The sequence below is a fragment of the Tabrizicola sp. genome, from assembly GCF_016793705.1.
Taxonomy (GTDB): Bacteria; Pseudomonadota; Alphaproteobacteria; order Rhodobacterales; family Rhodobacteraceae; genus Tabrizicola.
Window position 1 is genome coordinate 143,409 of record NZ_JAEULO010000035.1, and the last position, 14,421, is coordinate 157,829.

Consider the following 14,421-nt stretch of genomic DNA (forward strand, 5'->3'; position numbering starts at 1 on the left):
CTTTCAGTGCCAGTTGACAAAGTAGATCGTGACCAGGAAGCCAATGGTCGGAACGATATAGATAAGCCACAAAAGGCGCTTTTTCAGCCCCTTGTCATACTGCACCATCCCCGCCTCGATGAAGGCACTGCGCTCCTGGACGGTCAGCCCCTCCCGCGCAGGGTCGGTATCCCATTCCTTCTCCAGCTTCTCGCGCCGGACCGAGCGGGAGTAGATGCCGGTGACGAAGTAGATGATCGTCAATCCAACATACATCAGGAACGCAAGCCGCAGCCAACCCATCTAGCGTCTCCCTCCCCAGGGCCCGGTGATCGGGGGCCGTACTGGTTTCGGCCCCTCGGCCATCTGCGGCCGGTGCAATTCGTCCATGCTCGGCTCCGGCCCGAAGAGCGCCGTCCGCGCGCCTTCCCGGTCCACCTGATACTCCCGCGCCAGGAAATCCGCGACATAGGTCTTCTTGCGATCCGACCATGTCATGTACTGCGCGTAGAACAACTCCTTGTGGATGATGAACATCTGCCGGATGTCCATCGGCGACAGTTCGGTCAGCAGCATGTTCACCAGGTCGCGGTCCGGTCCTGCCTTGCCGCGCAGGGTGTAGAAATAGGCCGGGTGTTCGCTGGTGATCTTCGGCCACGGCCCCCCGGCCTCGACCCAGCGCAGAAGGTCCGCGAGCCCCAGGAACTCCTGCGGCAGCGAGGTTCCCAGCTTGTAGGCCACCTTCCGCAGCTCCGTCCGCCTTGCGTCGCCAACCTCGATCCCCAATCGGTCGGCCGCATCGACCAGAATGAAATCCATCTTCTGCCGCAGGATCGAGGCCGCATCCGCCCCCCGCGCCTGCACGATGGGCTCGGTCAACCCGTTCCGCTCCAGCCAGTCGGCGATCTGGTTGCGGTGGGTCAGGTCCATCACCTGCGCCACCGGCACATCGCCCAGGGACCGCCAGTCCAGCGTGGAAATCGCCGCCGGATAGCGCACGCCCTGGAAAATGTAGACCCCGCCGAAGAAGCTGGTCCAGAAATTCGACTGCTGGAACGTCATCGCCGGAAGCGCAATCGGCACCCGCGTCACGTCGCCCGTCTTCTTCGCCAGAGTGATCATCTCCGCCACCAGCACGTCGTCGCGCCAGCCGTCCGGCTCCTGCCGGAAGCGTTCGATCAGCTTGGCGAGCTTGCCCGCATCCGCCACATGCCCGCCGATGGTATCCGCCTCCACCGTCACCTGCCTGATGTCGAAAAGGCGGGCGGGGGTATCCACCGCATAGACCGAGTTCTGCAACTCCCCCGCCACCGCATCCCGCGCGGTCAGGGCGAAGAGCTGCGCCTCGTTCTTCTCGATGAACTGGGTGAGGATGCCGCGGCTGGTCGAGAACTTGATGTTCAGAAGTGGCGCATCCTTCTGCGCCGTGGTGAGCAAAATGAACTGCCGGTTTGCCCCGTTGGGGTTGAGGTAGAGGTCGTCGCCCAGCTCATCCCCGATCTCGGGCGAATAGCCGGAGAGGTCGATGTGGAAATCGTCGAGCTTTGTCGTCTTGCCGGTAAGATGCTTGAGCGCCCGGTTGTAGCGTTCGACAAGCGCCGGAGAGGAGACCTCGATCAGGTTCCCGAACATCAGGCCGCGCTGGATGAGGCGTTTCATTGGTTGTTACAGTATCCGCTTGTATCGCCCACTAGCCGAGAAGGCGAAGATGAAGGGCGCGGGCGTAGATACAGACAGCTTTAGGATCTTCTTGTGTATTCTTGTGAACGTGCAGAGGGTTTGCCACATGCCGTCCTGTGCGCCCGGCAAATAAAAGCACCTGACTCCGTGCTGTCGAACCGCCTGATGCTCACTCTCGTTGACATGAAAACGCATGTCTTGGGTCAGGACAACCCAATTGCGCTTCGCCACTCGCTCCAACCAAACGTCGTCCGGTAGGTCTTGAGGAAGCCCTTCACCTTGATGCCATCGGATTTCTGCTGGCGGGCGCAACTTTGACAGGGCGCTCGGCAACCGCTTTCCAACATTTCGATCAAAGTAGAGCGTCAGTTTATCCATTTACTCAGTCGCGGGTTCTCACCTTGCACACCTTCGAACTTGAGTGCCTCGACAATCTCTTTGGCAGTCAAATCGAAGTCTTCTGCTAGATCAGGCACATCTTCTCCTGAAAGCCAATGTGCTTTCAGAATGCCGGTCTTCACCCCGCGCACCTGAGGAGCGCCAAACGCGACCTTTGGATCGATTAGGATTGGCTTATCTGCGCCCGCAACCTTCCAGAAAGACACTTCTCCGGTGTCTTCATCGTAGTTAAATTCTTCCAATCGTTGGGAAAGCAGCTCACGCCAAACATACTGCCCGCCGTGGTTGGCTGATATCAGCTTTTCGACGTCGCCTTCGCGAAGCGGGCCATCATCGTCTTGGAGTATTTCGGCGCCATCGGTCTTGAAGCGAAGTTGTGCAAACGGACGCTGAAGCCCCGTCGAGCGGGTGAACCAGTCTCGCGCTCTCGCAATCTCCGCAACCTTAAGACCTGACCGACGCATTCTGGCCACAACTGCCAGCTCAATAAGTTGCAGGAACGACAGACCTACACTCTTCTCTTTCTCCTTAAGCATCACCTTGCGACCATCGAGACGAACCCGGTGCCACGCTGCGACAGTCTGAGGAGAAATGTGAGCATAACTGGCCGCTTCGCCAATCCGGTAGGCCGGAGTGGCGAGTCGAGACTTCCAGAACTGGCTCGGTTCGACGGTCATGATCTAAACTGCTTCGAGGCTGCAAGGTACTCCTTGCGATTCGTGAGGTCCACCATCTTCACCCCTTCCCCTCCAGATACCGCCGCTTCGCCTCTTCCGTCCGGCCGAACTCGCGCACCATCGCCTCGATGGCAACCGCGTCCGACTTGTCGGCATAGCGGAATTCGCTGTCGGCGTAGCGGTTGATCTCCTGGATCACCATCTCCACCGTGATCGGCGTCATCAGCCCCCGGATCATCGCCAGCTTTTCGTCATAGGGCTTGAAGAGAAAGAGATCCGGCTCCTCCATCCACTCATCCGGCAGCTCGAAATCCATCGCCCGGACCTTCACCGCATCGGTGATGTTCTTGATCGCCCGCCCGGTGAACCGCTCGTCCGCCTGCTGGATCGCCTTCAGATAGGCTCCCATCTTCGCCAGCGTATCCAGCGGCCCGATGTCCGAGGCCACGCGGTCCCAGACCTTCAGCAGCCCCTCCTCATGCGGCTTCGAATAGCCCTCGAACGAGGCCGCTACCGCCTTCCTGATCTCCTGCGCGGCGAATAGCTGGTGCTCGCCCACCGGAATGGAATGGTTCTTCCCCAGCAGAAGCGAGAGGATGTCTATGTAATCCTCCCGGCTTTGCGGCCCGTCGACCAGGAACCGCGCCCCGGCCCTTTGCCGCAGGGCGTCGTCCACGTTCTCCGGGTAGTTCGAGAACATCCCGAAGGTGCAGTTCCCCCGCACCACCGTCCCCGCCCCGGCGAAGGCCTGCATGAAGACCGCCGTCACCTCCTGCTGGCCCGCGGAGGACTGCCGGTCCCCCCGCTTGCCCGCCACCTGGTCGATGTCGTCGATGGTGCCGAAGCCGATCACCGAAGGGTCCAGCACCGCGTCGATGAAGGCCTTGGCGTTCTGGCCGGACTTGCCCTGATAGCTGTCGATCTGGTCGATGGAGAAGTTCTGGTAGCGGAACGGATAGCCCGCCACCTTGCAGTAGCCGTCCAGCAGCCCCGCCATCATCTGGATCAGCGTGGTCTTCCCCGTCCCCGGCTTCCCGTCGCCCATGAAGGTGAAGATGAACCCGCCGAGTTCCGCGAACGGGTTCAGCCGCCGCTCGAAATCATAGGCCATCAGCATCTTCGCCAGCCGCAGGCTCTGGTACTTGGCGATGTGGTTCCCCACGACCTCATGCGGGCTCTTGAAGGCCATGACGATGGACCCGCCCTTCGCCGCCTTCGCCGGCTTGAACCCGGCGATGGTCAGCCCGTCCGCCTCCACCTTCCACGACCCGGCCGTGAACACCGAGGTCCGCGCCCCGTTCTCGGCCCGGATCTGCACCTTCTTCATCAGCGCCTCGGCGAAGGCCGATACCACCGCCACCAGCTTGGCATCATCCGTCGCCAGCGCCCCGATGTCCTGGTCCAGCTCCCACAAAGCCCCCTGCAAGGCCAGCGGAGCGTTGTCGGTCAAGACCTCCTCCACCTCGCCCAGTTCCACCGTCCCCGGCCCGACATGCGGCGCGATCAGGTAGGCGAGGGCATTGGCAAAGGTGAAGAGAACCACCAGCGCCTCGCCCTGCAACAGTTCGCCAAACTCCGCGCGGCGGGCGTCCGGCACCCGGCCCTCCAGGTTCGCCTTCTTCAACTCCGCCAGCCCCGACTGGGCCGAAAAGGTCTCCCCCATCGCCAGCGCAATCGCCAGAGATCGCCGGAACGCATTCAGCACCGCCGCCTGCACCGGCGAGACCAACCCATCCGACAGCCCCTCGATCCGCTCCGACAACCGCACCCCGCCCGGCCGCGCCGTCGACCGCGTCGCCATCCCCGGTACGGTGGACCGGAACGTGGGTCGCACCCCCACACCGGGCGACCGCTCCACCGCCGGGGCCACCACCAAAGGCTTCGCCAGCCGCGGCGCGTGGTCGAAGCCGAAGACCATCCCCAAGGCCGCCTCATACTGCGCCCGGATCGTCTCTTCCTTCAGCTCCATCGTGTCGCGCGTGCTCATGAAACCCTCATTTTCTGTCCACAAATATCCCGGGGGTCCGGGGGCAGCGCCCCCGGGGGTTCAGCAATCACAACGTCGGGATCAACCGCCCCCCGGCCCCGACCACGAACTTCCGCAGCCCCTGCAAGCCCTTCGGGTTCTGCTCGGCCAGCACCTGATAGGGCTTCTCCGGCAGGATGATCATCCGCTCCTGCCGCGTGGCCCCCAGCTCCGCCCCCGCCACCGGGTCCAGCTTGTAAACCTGCCGTGTCGCCGTGGAAAACCAGCCGTCCTTCACCGCTTCCTCGCGGTCCGAGACCAGATCCTCCACCGTCCAGACCAGCGCCCAGTCCTCGCCCTCCGGGGCCTTCGCGCCCTCCAGCACCTTGGAGATCGGGCCCGATTGCAGGGTGAAGCTCGCCGAATACATCGGCCCAAGGATGATCCGCCGCAGTCGCTTGGGGTGCAGTCCCTCGAAATCCTTGTCGAATCCGGTGGCGATCGTCACCAGCTTCAACCCGCCAATGGCCTGCGCCATCAAGGCCTGCTGTACCTGCGGCCAGCGGTAGGCATCGTTCGGCAGCGGTTTCTTGCCCGAATCCTCCACATCCATCAGGTACACCACCGGCAGGTTGACCTGGGTGTCCCACACCGCCCAATGCAGCAGGAAATGCCGCCGCTCGCCCAGGTCTTCAATCCACTGCGCGTCCGGATCGTTCCGCGCCCAGAAGATGCCCCCGGCCAGCAGCGCCTCATAGTAATACCGCTGCGACAGCGCGAACTGCAGCGCCGTGGGGATCGTCAGGTCGCCGACGATCTGCCGCACCATCCGGTCCTTCAGCTCGGCTTCCGATGGCATCCCGGCCAGATGCTTCTCGGCCTGCTGGGCGTCGACGGCCATCGCCATCAACTCCTGCGCCACCGGGAAGCCGCTCTCGTGCCGGTCGATGGTGAGCTTCGGTGCCCCCTCGCCCCGCCCAGTCATCAGATACTTGTGGTTCAGCGCCCGGAACGTTGCCGCCACCGCCTTGAGATAGACCCCCAGCACCCGCGCCTCGGTTCGGGACAGCTTGCCCTCCGCCTCCACCTCCGCCGCCACCCGCGCCAGATGCCCGGTGATCCGCTCGAACTTGGCGAAATAGCGCCGGGCGGTCAGCGTGTCGTATAGCTCGGCATGGTCCGAGGTCAGAACGTCTTTGACGGTGGGGTCAGGCATTGAGCCAATTCCCGATGCGGGTTGAGAGCGAATACAAATCCGACCGAAGAACCGAAAGTTGCGCGGTTACAACTCCGATCATCCTCCGCAACGTCACACGGTGAAGGGCAAAGAGAGCCGGTCTACCGTCAATCCAGATGATCTGAGTCATTGCTGGCAAGAAGAACCTGAAGCAAAGCCATATCCAAGCAGGAGCGATGATCACCGCTCCCACCCATATGCCAGCCTCACCGAGCACAGCCTGAAGCAACAGGAGTATCGCCATCACGGGCAGAGCAAACGCAAGGAACACCGCATTGACCAACAGCAATCCGATCCACACAGCGATGTAGCCTTCAAGCCAATTGCCAGACGGAGGAGTCTGGTTTTTGTTGTTTAGAAGGGAGGGCTCGTTCGGCTGTTCAAGCTCGCTCACCCCTACTCCCCATACGCATTCTTGTCGTGCTTCTCGACAATCGCCGCGAACCGCCGGGCGAAGCGTTCATCCGCCTTCGCCTTCTGCTCCAGGATCTGCCGGGCGAAGACCATGTGCCCCTCATGCGCCTCCAGCATGTCGGCCATCTTGTCGTTGGTCGCGGCGCCAATGGCCGCCATCGCGGTCTGGGCCTCCTGGTCGGTCTTCACCCCGATCTCGTTGATCCTATGCGCCACGTCCTGCTGCTGCGCAGTCTTCAAGCTGGAGGTCAGCGCGTCATACAGCACCACCCGCTGCTTGGTGTCGGTCTGCAGCTTGTTGATCAGCACCAGCTGCGTCGCCGCCTGGTTCTGAAGCGAGTCGACCCAGGTCTTCCCCTTCTCGATATACCGCTCCAGCGTCTGCGACTTCGCCAGCTTCACCTGCTCGTCCTGCACCAGAGCGTTGTACTTGGCGTTCAGCGTCGCCAGCTCCGTTTCCAGCTTGGTCCTCGCCGCCGCGTCCTGCTCGACGCTGATCTTGTTCTCCAGCTCGATGATCCGCGGGTCCATCGCCGCCACCTCGGACCTGACTGCCTCCAGCGCCGCCACGGTTTCTTCCCGTTCGACCAGCGTCCCGGCCAGGTTCGCCTCCACCTTGGTCTTCTGCCCGTTCAACAGGTTCAACTGCCCCTGCAGCAGCTTCACGATCACATCCGATTTCGAGATCAGGTCCTGCAACTTGTCATCGACCGAGGCCGAGCGCATCCGCTCCTGCCGCATCGACTCCGCCTTGGCGGAAGAGAAGATGCCGATGAAGCTCTCCATCCCGGTCTTCGTCCGCATCTCGTTGAATTCGGCCGAGAATCCCGCCGTGACATCATCCAGCCCCATGATCAGCTCGGCGATGTTGGCGTTCATCAGGTCTGTATGCTTGTGGACATCCTCCAGCGTGGCGTTCTCCACGTCCAGCTCGGCCCCCTGGTCCAGCTTCGACCGGGCTTCCTCGATCCGGCTGGTGATGGCGGAAATCTTCGCCTGCGCCTCGGCGACCTGAGCCTGGCTTTCCTTGATCTGCGTTTCGAAATCGGCCATCCGACCCTCCGTTGAACCCGTTTCAATCACATAGTGATGTAACAGCGAATTACATCATCCCGGCGCCGGTTTTTCGGACACCGCTGAACGGGTCAAGTCTTGCAGCAAGTTCGGGCATCCGCCAAGTGCGGAATGGCAGGTCTGGCCGCGGCGGCGGGATGCCTCCGGCGGAGATATTTGGACAAAGATGAAAGGTCAGACGGGGATGTTGTCGATCAACCGCACGCCGTCGATCCAGGCTGCGGCCAGCATCCGCCGGGGTCGCCGAGGGTCGTCGGAAGGCATCAGCGTCTCGGCATCGCGCAGCTCGATATATTCCACCCGCTCGAACCCCGCCTCGCGCATCGTCTCCGCCGCCTCGCGGATCGCCATCCGGTCGGCATGGCCCGCGCGGATATCCTCGGCTGCCCGGGTGATCGCCGCATACAACACCGGCGCCTTGGCCCGGCCCGCCGCCGTCAGCCGCACGTTGCGCGAGGACATCGCGAGGCCATCCGCCTCGCGGATCGTCTCGCAGCCCACCACCTCCACCGGGACATTCAGGTCGCGCACCAGCCGCAGCACCACCTGCAACTGCTGCCAGTCCTTCTGGCCGAAATAGCCCTTGTCGGCCAGCGTCATGCCGAAGAGCTTCGTCACCACCGTCGCCACCCCGTCGAAATGGCCGGGGCGCATGTAGCCTTCCAGCGGCTGCGCCACCCCCTGCATCGTGACATTGGTGATGAAGCCCTCGGGATAGACCTCCTCGACCGCGGGCGCGAAGATCGCATCCACCGGCACCGTGCCCAGAAGCTCGGCATCCGCCTCCAGGGTCCGGGGGTATTTCTTCAGGTCGTCCGGGTTGTTGAACTGCTTCGGGTTCACGAAGATCGTGGTGATCACCCGGTCGCATTCCGCCCTGGCCCGCCGCGCCAGCGACAGATGCCCGTCATGCAGCGCGCCCATCGTGGGCACCACGCCGATCACCTCTCCCTTCGCCCGCCAGCCGCGCGCGACAGTACGCAGGTCTGCCACCGTCTTCAGGATCATTTCTTCACCGGAACTTCGTCCGCAAACGAGTGCTCCGCCGCCGGAAACGCCCGCGACCGCACCTCCGCCGCATAGGCTGCAATCGCCTCGTCCGCCGTTTTCCCAAGCTCGGCATAGCGCTTGACGAACTTCGGCCGGAAATCGGTGAACAGACCCAGCATGTCATCCACCACCAGCACCTGCCCGTCGCACCGCACCCCGGCCCCGATCCCGATGGTCGGAATGGTCAGTGCCTGGGTAATGCGTGCAGCCAGGCCCACCGGCACCTTCTCCAGCACCACGGAAAACGCCCCGGCTTCCTCGACCGCGCGGGCGTCGGCCATCACCTTCTCGGCCTCTTCCCCCCGGCCCACCACCTTGTAGCCACCAAAGGTGTTCACCGCCTGCGGCGTCAATCCCACATGCGCCATCACCGGCACCCCCCGCGCGGTCAGGAAGGCGATGGTCTCGGCCATATGCTGCCCGCCTTCCAGCTTCACCGCCGGGGCGCCGGTTTCGGCCATGAGCCGCGCGGCATTGCGGAACGCCTGCTCCTTCCCCTCCTCATAGGACCCGAAGGGCATGTCGATCACCGGCATCGCCTTCTGCGCCCCCCGCACCACGGCGCGGCCATGCAGGATCATCATCTCCATCGTCACGCCCAGCGTGGACGGTAACCCGTGGATCACCATTCCCACGCTGTCGCCCACCAGCACCACGTCGCAATGCGCATCCACCAGCCGGGCGACCGGCGTCGAATAGGCGGTCAGCACCACCAAGGGCTCACCCCCCTTGCGGGCGCGGATGTCGGGGGGAAGCACAGGGCGAACAGGGGACGTGGCGCTCATCGCAGGCCTCCGCTTTCACATTCTGCCCGACATATGGGCACAAGCAGAACCCCGCCGCAACAGATTTGCGCCGCAGCGCAGCACCGCCGACCGCCGCGCCAGAGGGTTGACCCGCGCCACCCCTGCGTCCTGAATGACGGCAAAGGAGACAGCCATGACCCTGATCCAGCGCGTAAGCCGCGACGGCACCGCACCCGAGATCACCCGACCCGACCCAGAGAAGGTGATCTCGGGCGACCCGGTCCACAGCACCTGGAACCTCGAAGACCGCGACGGCCTCTTTGCCGGGCTCTGGCAATCCACCCCCGGCAAGTGGCGCGTCAGCTATTCCGAATGGGAATACTTCCGAATCCTGTCAGGCTATTCGCTGCTCACCGGCGCGGACGGCAGCGTCACCCAGCTGCACCCGGGCGACAGCCTGATCATCCGCCCGGGCTTCGAAGGAACCTGGGAGGTCGTGCAGACCACCCTCAAGGACTATGTCATCCGGCTTTAACCGGCGTCCGACGTGCCCACCGTCACCGTCGCCACGCTTTCCGGCGGGGCGCATTCGGCATCCGGGATACCCCGGCGTGCGCAGGCGGCCAGGCGCTTCTTCTCGGCCTTCTCGGCAGCGGCCTTGTCACGGGCCTCCTGCTTGGCAAGCGCAGCCTCGTCCTTTTCCCTCTTGGCCACATTCTCGGGCGTCTCGGGAACCATGTGGCCATAGGCGTTCAGCATCTGCGGCCCTTCCAGCGCCAGGCTCTCCGCCTCGGTCCGCACCTTCACCCGGGTCCCGTTCGGCACCTTGTTGTACAGGTCGATGGCGTCCTGGTTGAACAGCCGGATGCAGCCCGCGCTTGTCGCGTGGCCGACCGAAGCCGCGTCCGACGTGCCGTGGATGCGGAACATCGTGTCGCGCGACCCGCGATAGAGATAAAGCGCCCGCGCACCCAGGGGGTTCATCAGTCCGCCCGGCAGGCCGCCGGCATAGGCGGCATACAGGTCGGGCCGGGTGCGGATCATGTTCGCGGTCGGCTGCCACGACGGCCATTCCGCCTTGCGCCCCACAGAGCCCGCACCGCGGAACGACAGCCCTTCCCGGCCCACGGCGATGGGATAGCGCGTCGCCGTGCCGCCCTCGTTCACCAGATAGAGCTTGCGCGCGAAGGTATCGACGACCACCGTGCCCGGCGCTTCCGGCCCGGTATAGGCCACTTCGGTGCGGCTGTTGCCGTCCTGGAGGTATTTAGCCGGGACCGCTTCGATGAAGAACTCCCCGTCCTGCACGCCCTCATATCCGGGGACGACCTCTGGCGAGGTCTGTTTCGCGGTGCCCGCACAGGCGGCAAGCAAGGGAAGGGCAAGGATCGCGAAGATCCGGGCAAGGGAGTGGGTCACTTGGCAGACTCGGAGTTAGGGCAGCTTGGGCCACCTTGCGCCACGCGGGCGGGTATCCGTCAAGCCCAAAAGCACAGGCTTTTCCGAATCTTCGCCGCCAATGCTGTCTTCGCGGCGAAATTGTAGTAGATTTCGAACCTAGGGAACCGGGAGCCCGTCGCCTGCGTTCCGACAAGGCAATTCGGGCTTGCGCCCCAATTCCGGGGCAGGAGGGGAAGAATGGAACTCACCGCACTTCTGGTCATTCTCATCATCGGCGCCATTGCCGGCTGGCTTGCCGGGCAGATCGTCGACGGCTACGGCTTCGGCCTTGTCGGCAATATCATCGTCGGCATCGTCGGCGCGCTCATCGCGGGGTTCCTGTTCCCGCGCATCGGCCTGTCGCTGGGCGGAGGCCTGCTTGGCGCCATCATCGCGGCCACGGTCGGCGCGGTGATCCTTCTGTTCCTGATACGCCTCGTCAAACGCGCCTGAACGGCAAGGGCCGGGGGATCACCCCGGCCCTTTCCTTTAGCCCACCACGTTGAACGCAGGCCCGTAGGGATAATGCGTGATGTCCTCGGGCTCGTCCTCGGTCACGACGAAGATGTCATGTTCGCGGTAGCCGCCCGCCCCCGGCATCCCTTCCGGGATCGTCAGCATCGGCTCCATGCTGATCACCATCCCCGGCTCCAGCACCGTGTCGATATCCTCGCGCAGCTCCAGCGCCGCCTCGCGGCCATAGTAGTGCGACAGCACCCCGAAGGAATGCCCATAGCCGAAGGTCCGGTATTGCAGCATCTGCCGCTCGGCCAGGAACTCGTTGATCTTCATGGTGATCTCGGCGCAGGACGCACCGGGCTTCAACAGCTTCATCCCGAACTCATGGCTGTCGATGTTGGTCTGCCAGACCTTCATGCTGGCATCGTCCACCTCGCCCACGAAGAGCGTCCTCTCCAGCGCGGTGTAATAGCCGCTGATCATCGGGAAGCAGTTCAGGCTCAGGATATCGCCATGGCGAAGCTTCCGGTTCGTCACCGGATTGTGCGCGCCATCGGTGTTGATCCCCGACTGGAACCAGACCCAGGTGTCGCGATATTCCGCATCCGGGAAGCGCTTCGCGATCTCCCGCTCCATCGCGTCGCGGCCCGCGATCGACACCTCAAGCTCCGTCGCCCCCACCTTGATCGCATCGCGGATCGCATAACCGCCCACGTCGGCCACATTCGCCCCATGCTTGATCAGCGCGATCTCGGCCCCTGACTTCATCATCCGCTGGTGCATCGTCGCCGGAGCCACATCGACCCCCCGCTTCGGCTTCAGGAAGGTGTTGAACTTCTCGGCCCGCTCCATCGTCAGATGATCCGCCTCGCAGCCCACCGCCTTGCCGGTTCCCGTGACCGAGGCCACCGCCCGCCAGAAGTTGTCGCGGGTCCAGTCGGTATAGGTGATGTTGTCCGCAATCGACCGCCGCCAGGGCTGCCCCGCGTCGATCCCCGCGCTGATCGTGACACATTCAGTCTTCGTCACCACGCAGGCATAGGGCCGACCGAACGAGCAATAGAGGAAGCCCGAGTAATAGGCGACGTTGTGCATGCTGGTCAGCACCACCGCGTCCAGATCGTGCAGCTCCATGATCTCGCGCAGGCCCGCCAGCCGGTCATGGTATTCCTGGTCGGCGAAGGGCAGGGCGTGCTTCGCCCCGCCATTGTGGAAGCGGTACATCTCGGGACGGTTCAACGACATTTCCAGACCTCATATCCAGGGGTCGGGCAGATGCGCCATGAGACCCCGAAAGGTCCCGGCGTACAGGACGGAAGCGGGTTTGCCCCACAAGCGTCGGGGCAAGGCCCCTGCGGCGACGCCATCGCCACGGCTCATCCCCTGCATGCGCCTTCGCGACATTTCGCGCAAGCATCGAAACGACCCTTGCGAGACCCGTTTGCGACCCCATGTAACGACCTGACACATGGAATGGAGATGCCGATGCGCTGCCCGGTCGACAACGAAACCCTGGTGATGGCCGACCGTGGCGGGGTCGAGATCGACTACTGCCCGAAATGCCGAGGCGTCTGGCTGGACCGGGGAGAGCTGGACAAGATCATCGACCGCTCCCTCGGCGGCCCCGCTGCCGCCCCCGCTCCCACGCCGCAACAGGCGATCCAGAGCCACGCCCCCCAGCACGCGGCCCCGGTCTACCAGCCCGAGCCGCGCGGCTCGCACTACGACGACCGCCGTCGCCAGAAGGATGACGATGACGACTACCGCTACAAGAAGAAGCGCAAGGAAAGCTTCCTGAGCGACCTCTTCGACTTCTGACCCCCGCTCCTCGATGACTTCGTCACTCGTCGCTGCGACGAGAAGACGAAGTCTCACGAGGAGCGCACCCGCCACTTCCCATTCCCGTCACTTCTGCGAAACTCGGCCCGTCCAAACCGGGGACCAGACCGATGCAACCCGTCAACCTTTCCGACAAGCTCTCGACCTTCACCGCCCACTGGTCGCCCCGGATCGTGGGCAGCTTCAACGGCCATGACCTGATGGTGGTGAAGGTGCTGGGCGAGTTCGTCTGGCACGACCACCCCGACACCGACGATTTCTTCATGGTCCTCAGCGGGGAACTCACCATCGACCTCCCCGACGGCGCCGTCACCCTGAAACCCGGCGAGGTCTTCGTCGTCCCAAAAGGCGTCCAGCACCGCCCCCGCGCCGCCGTGGAAACCCATCTCCTCCTGATCGAGCCCGCGGGCACCCCGAACACCGGCGACCCGGCCACCGCCGCGACCAAGGTCCGCATCTGATGCGCCCCGGTCCCCTGAACCTCATCACCGATGTCCGCGGCCTTCGCGTCGGCAATGCGCACGACGCGCAGCTCCGCTCCGGCACCACCGTGCTGACCGCCGACCGTCCCTTCGTGGCCGCCGTGCATGTCATGGGCGGCTCCCCCGGCACGCGCGAGACGGACCTCCTGGCCCCCGACCGCATGGTGCAGGACATCGACGCGATCTTCCTGTCGGGAGGGTCCGCCTTCGGTGTTGATGCCGGGCAGGGCGTCATGCAGGGCCTGCGCGAAGCCGGCCGGGGCTTCGCCGTCGGCCCCGTCCGCGTCCCCATCGTCCCCGGCGCCATCGTCTTCGACCTGTTGAACGGCGGCGACAAGGGTTGGAGCGAAAGCCCCTACCCCAACCTCGGCCGCCGCGCCTTCGACGCCGCTGCCCGCGACTTCGCCCTCGGGACCGCGGGCGCAGGCTTCGGAGCGATGACCGGCACCCTGAAGGGCGGCCTCGGCTCTGCCTCCTGCATCCTGCCCTCCGGCCTGACCGTCGGCGCACTGGTCGTCGTCAACGCGCTGGGTCAGGCCACCGTCGGCGAGACCCCCCACTTCTGGGCCGCCCCCTGGGAGGAAGGCAGCGAATATGGCGGCCTTGGTCCCGCCCCCATGCTCCCGCAGGACGCCCCCCTGCCACGCAAACGGCTGGGCGAAGCCACAACCATCGCCGTGGTCGCCACCGACGCGACCCTCACCAAGGCGCAGGCGCAGCGCATGGCCGTGGCCGCGCATGACGGCATGGCCCGGGCCCTTGTCCCGTCGCATACGCCGCTGGATGGAGACCTTGTCTTCAGCGTCGCGACCGGAGAGCGCCCGCTGCAAGACCCCCTCACCGACAGCTTCCAACTCGGCCACGCCGCCGCCACCTGCCTCGCCCGCGCCATCGCCAGGGCGGTGTATCTTGCACAGTCCGAACCGGGCGATCTCCAGCCCAGCTGGCAATCGCGCTTCGGTCACACCCGGACCTGATC

The 14,421-nt window shown here is 64.3% G+C and carries 17 protein-coding genes; 5 read left to right on the top strand and 12 right to left on the bottom strand.

Features of this window, described 5'->3' with window-relative positions:
- Positions 1 to 3: 3 nt before the first annotated feature.
- The 10 genes from JNJ68_RS08050 to panB form a co-directional block, all read right to left on the bottom strand.
- The gene (locus JNJ68_RS08050) at positions 4 to 282 is read right to left on the bottom strand and encodes a hypothetical protein (protein ID WP_294981195.1); all 279 of its coding nucleotides are present in this window, start codon (positions 280 to 282) and stop codon (positions 4 to 6) included.
- Complete coding sequence (locus JNJ68_RS08055) at positions 283 to 1,638, bottom strand: DUF6638 family protein (RefSeq protein WP_294981198.1); 1,356 nt, start codon at positions 1,636 to 1,638, stop codon at positions 283 to 285.
- Positions 1,639 to 1,644: 6 nt separating this feature from the next.
- A complete protein-coding gene (locus tag JNJ68_RS19450; protein WP_363165606.1) occupies positions 1,645 to 2,037 on the bottom strand; it encodes a hypothetical protein in 393 nt (130 codons plus the stop codon).
- Entirely contained in the window at positions 2,025 to 2,735 is a 711-nt protein-coding gene (locus JNJ68_RS08060) for a hypothetical protein (protein WP_294981201.1), read from the bottom strand. Before JNJ68_RS08060 ends, JNJ68_RS19450 begins: the two co-directional genes overlap by 13 nt.
- A gap of 58 nt (positions 2,736 to 2,793) precedes the next feature.
- On the bottom strand, positions 2,794 to 4,722 hold the full coding sequence (locus JNJ68_RS08065; protein WP_294981203.1) for an ATP-binding protein: 1,929 nt from the start codon (positions 4,720 to 4,722) through the stop codon (positions 2,794 to 2,796).
- Positions 4,723 to 4,789: 67 nt separating this feature from the next.
- Positions 4,790 to 5,917 carry a hypothetical protein gene (locus JNJ68_RS08070; RefSeq protein ID WP_294981206.1) on the bottom strand — a complete coding sequence of 376 codons (1,128 nt, stop codon included), beginning with the start codon at positions 5,915 to 5,917 and terminating at the stop codon, positions 4,790 to 4,792.
- Positions 5,910 to 6,332 carry a hypothetical protein gene (locus JNJ68_RS08075; RefSeq protein WP_294981208.1) on the bottom strand — a complete coding sequence of 141 codons (423 nt, stop codon included), beginning with the start codon at positions 6,330 to 6,332 and terminating at the stop codon, positions 5,910 to 5,912. Before JNJ68_RS08075 ends, JNJ68_RS08070 begins: the two co-directional genes overlap by 8 nt.
- A 2-nt stretch (positions 6,333 to 6,334) precedes the next feature.
- Positions 6,335 to 7,405, bottom strand: a complete 1,071-nt coding sequence (locus JNJ68_RS08080; RefSeq protein WP_294981210.1) for a hypothetical protein — start codon at positions 7,403 to 7,405, stop codon at positions 6,335 to 6,337.
- 195 nt (positions 7,406 to 7,600) lie between these two features.
- On the bottom strand, positions 7,601 to 8,434 hold the full coding sequence (gene panC / locus JNJ68_RS08085) for a pantoate--beta-alanine ligase (RefSeq protein ID WP_294981213.1): 834 nt from the start codon (positions 8,432 to 8,434) through the stop codon (positions 7,601 to 7,603).
- Positions 8,431 to 9,261 (bottom strand): 3-methyl-2-oxobutanoate hydroxymethyltransferase, encoded by an 831-nt coding sequence (gene panB, locus JNJ68_RS08090; RefSeq protein ID WP_294981216.1) that lies wholly within the window; start codon positions 9,259 to 9,261, stop codon positions 8,431 to 8,433. The genes panC and panB overlap by 4 nt, the downstream gene beginning before the upstream one ends.
- A gap of 154 nt (positions 9,262 to 9,415) precedes the next feature.
- On the opposite strand from panB, the gene JNJ68_RS08095 reads away from it, so the two are divergent.
- Positions 9,416 to 9,757, top strand: a complete 342-nt coding sequence (locus JNJ68_RS08095) for a cupin domain-containing protein (RefSeq protein WP_294981219.1) — start codon at positions 9,416 to 9,418, stop codon at positions 9,755 to 9,757.
- On the opposite strand, the gene JNJ68_RS08100 is transcribed toward JNJ68_RS08095, so the two are convergent.
- Complete coding sequence (locus JNJ68_RS08100) at positions 9,754 to 10,641, bottom strand: L,D-transpeptidase (protein ID WP_294981222.1); 888 nt, start codon at positions 10,639 to 10,641, stop codon at positions 9,754 to 9,756. The two genes, JNJ68_RS08095 and JNJ68_RS08100, sit on opposite strands and share 4 nt — an antisense overlap.
- 219 nt (positions 10,642 to 10,860) lie before the next feature.
- Here JNJ68_RS08100 and JNJ68_RS08105 point away from each other — a divergent pair, with 219 nt between their 5' ends.
- Positions 10,861 to 11,115 (top strand): GlsB/YeaQ/YmgE family stress response membrane protein, encoded by a 255-nt coding sequence (locus JNJ68_RS08105; RefSeq protein ID WP_294981224.1) that lies wholly within the window; start codon positions 10,861 to 10,863, stop codon positions 11,113 to 11,115.
- Positions 11,116 to 11,151: 36 nt separating this feature from the next.
- On the opposite strand, the gene JNJ68_RS08110 is transcribed toward JNJ68_RS08105, so the two are convergent.
- Complete coding sequence (locus tag JNJ68_RS08110; protein ID WP_294981457.1) at positions 11,152 to 12,360, bottom strand: aminopeptidase P family protein; 1,209 nt, start codon at positions 12,358 to 12,360, stop codon at positions 11,152 to 11,154.
- 246 nt (positions 12,361 to 12,606) lie between these two features.
- Between JNJ68_RS08110 and JNJ68_RS08115 the strand changes: the two genes are divergently transcribed.
- The 3 genes from JNJ68_RS08115 (at position 12,607) to JNJ68_RS08125 (ending at position 14,419) form a co-directional block, all read left to right on the top strand.
- The gene (locus tag JNJ68_RS08115; RefSeq protein WP_294981226.1) at positions 12,607 to 12,939 is read left to right on the top strand and encodes a zf-TFIIB domain-containing protein; all 333 of its coding nucleotides are present in this window, start codon (positions 12,607 to 12,609) and stop codon (positions 12,937 to 12,939) included.
- A 131-nt stretch (positions 12,940 to 13,070) separates the two neighbouring features.
- Positions 13,071 to 13,421, top strand: a complete 351-nt coding sequence (locus JNJ68_RS08120) for a cupin domain-containing protein (RefSeq protein WP_294981229.1) — start codon at positions 13,071 to 13,073, stop codon at positions 13,419 to 13,421.
- Entirely contained in the window at positions 13,421 to 14,419 is a 999-nt protein-coding gene (locus JNJ68_RS08125) for a P1 family peptidase (RefSeq protein WP_294981232.1), read from the top strand. Before JNJ68_RS08120 ends, JNJ68_RS08125 begins: the two co-directional genes overlap by 1 nt.
- Positions 14,420 to 14,421: the final 2 nt, after the last annotated feature.

What these genes read in the sequence shown, in the direction of transcription:
- JNJ68_RS08055 (WP_294981198.1), bottom strand. Translation starts at nt 1,638, where the DNA reads ATGAAACGCCTCATCCAGCGCGGCCTGATGTTCGGGAACCTGATCGAG.
- panB (WP_294981216.1), bottom strand. Translation starts at nt 9,261, where the DNA reads ATGAGCGCCACGTCCCCTGTTCGCCCTGTGCTTCCCCCCGACATCCGC.
- JNJ68_RS08080 (WP_294981210.1), bottom strand. Translation starts at nt 7,405, where the DNA reads ATGGCCGATTTCGAAACGCAGATCAAGGAAAGCCAGGCTCAGGTCGCC.
- JNJ68_RS08120 (WP_294981229.1), top strand. Translation starts at nt 13,071, where the DNA reads ATGCAACCCGTCAACCTTTCCGACAAGCTCTCGACCTTCACCGCCCAC.
- JNJ68_RS19450 (WP_363165606.1), bottom strand. Translation starts at nt 2,037, where the DNA reads ATGGATAAACTGACGCTCTACTTTGATCGAAATGTTGGAAAGCGGTTG.
- JNJ68_RS08095 (WP_294981219.1), top strand. Translation starts at nt 9,416, where the DNA reads ATGACCCTGATCCAGCGCGTAAGCCGCGACGGCACCGCACCCGAGATC.
- JNJ68_RS08115 (WP_294981226.1), top strand. Translation starts at nt 12,607, where the DNA reads ATGCGCTGCCCGGTCGACAACGAAACCCTGGTGATGGCCGACCGTGGC.
- JNJ68_RS08065 (WP_294981203.1), bottom strand. Translation starts at nt 4,722, where the DNA reads ATGAGCACGCGCGACACGATGGAGCTGAAGGAAGAGACGATCCGGGCG.
- panC (WP_294981213.1), bottom strand. Translation starts at nt 8,434, where the DNA reads ATGATCCTGAAGACGGTGGCAGACCTGCGTACTGTCGCGCGCGGCTGG.
- JNJ68_RS08070 (WP_294981206.1), bottom strand. Translation starts at nt 5,917, where the DNA reads ATGCCTGACCCCACCGTCAAAGACGTTCTGACCTCGGACCATGCCGAG.
- JNJ68_RS08105 (WP_294981224.1), top strand. Translation starts at nt 10,861, where the DNA reads ATGGAACTCACCGCACTTCTGGTCATTCTCATCATCGGCGCCATTGCC.
- JNJ68_RS08050 (WP_294981195.1), bottom strand. Translation starts at nt 282, where the DNA reads ATGGGTTGGCTGCGGCTTGCGTTCCTGATGTATGTTGGATTGACGATC.
- JNJ68_RS08125 (WP_294981232.1), top strand. Translation starts at nt 13,421, where the DNA reads ATGCGCCCCGGTCCCCTGAACCTCATCACCGATGTCCGCGGCCTTCGC.
- JNJ68_RS08060 (WP_294981201.1), bottom strand. Translation starts at nt 2,735, where the DNA reads ATGACCGTCGAACCGAGCCAGTTCTGGAAGTCTCGACTCGCCACTCCG.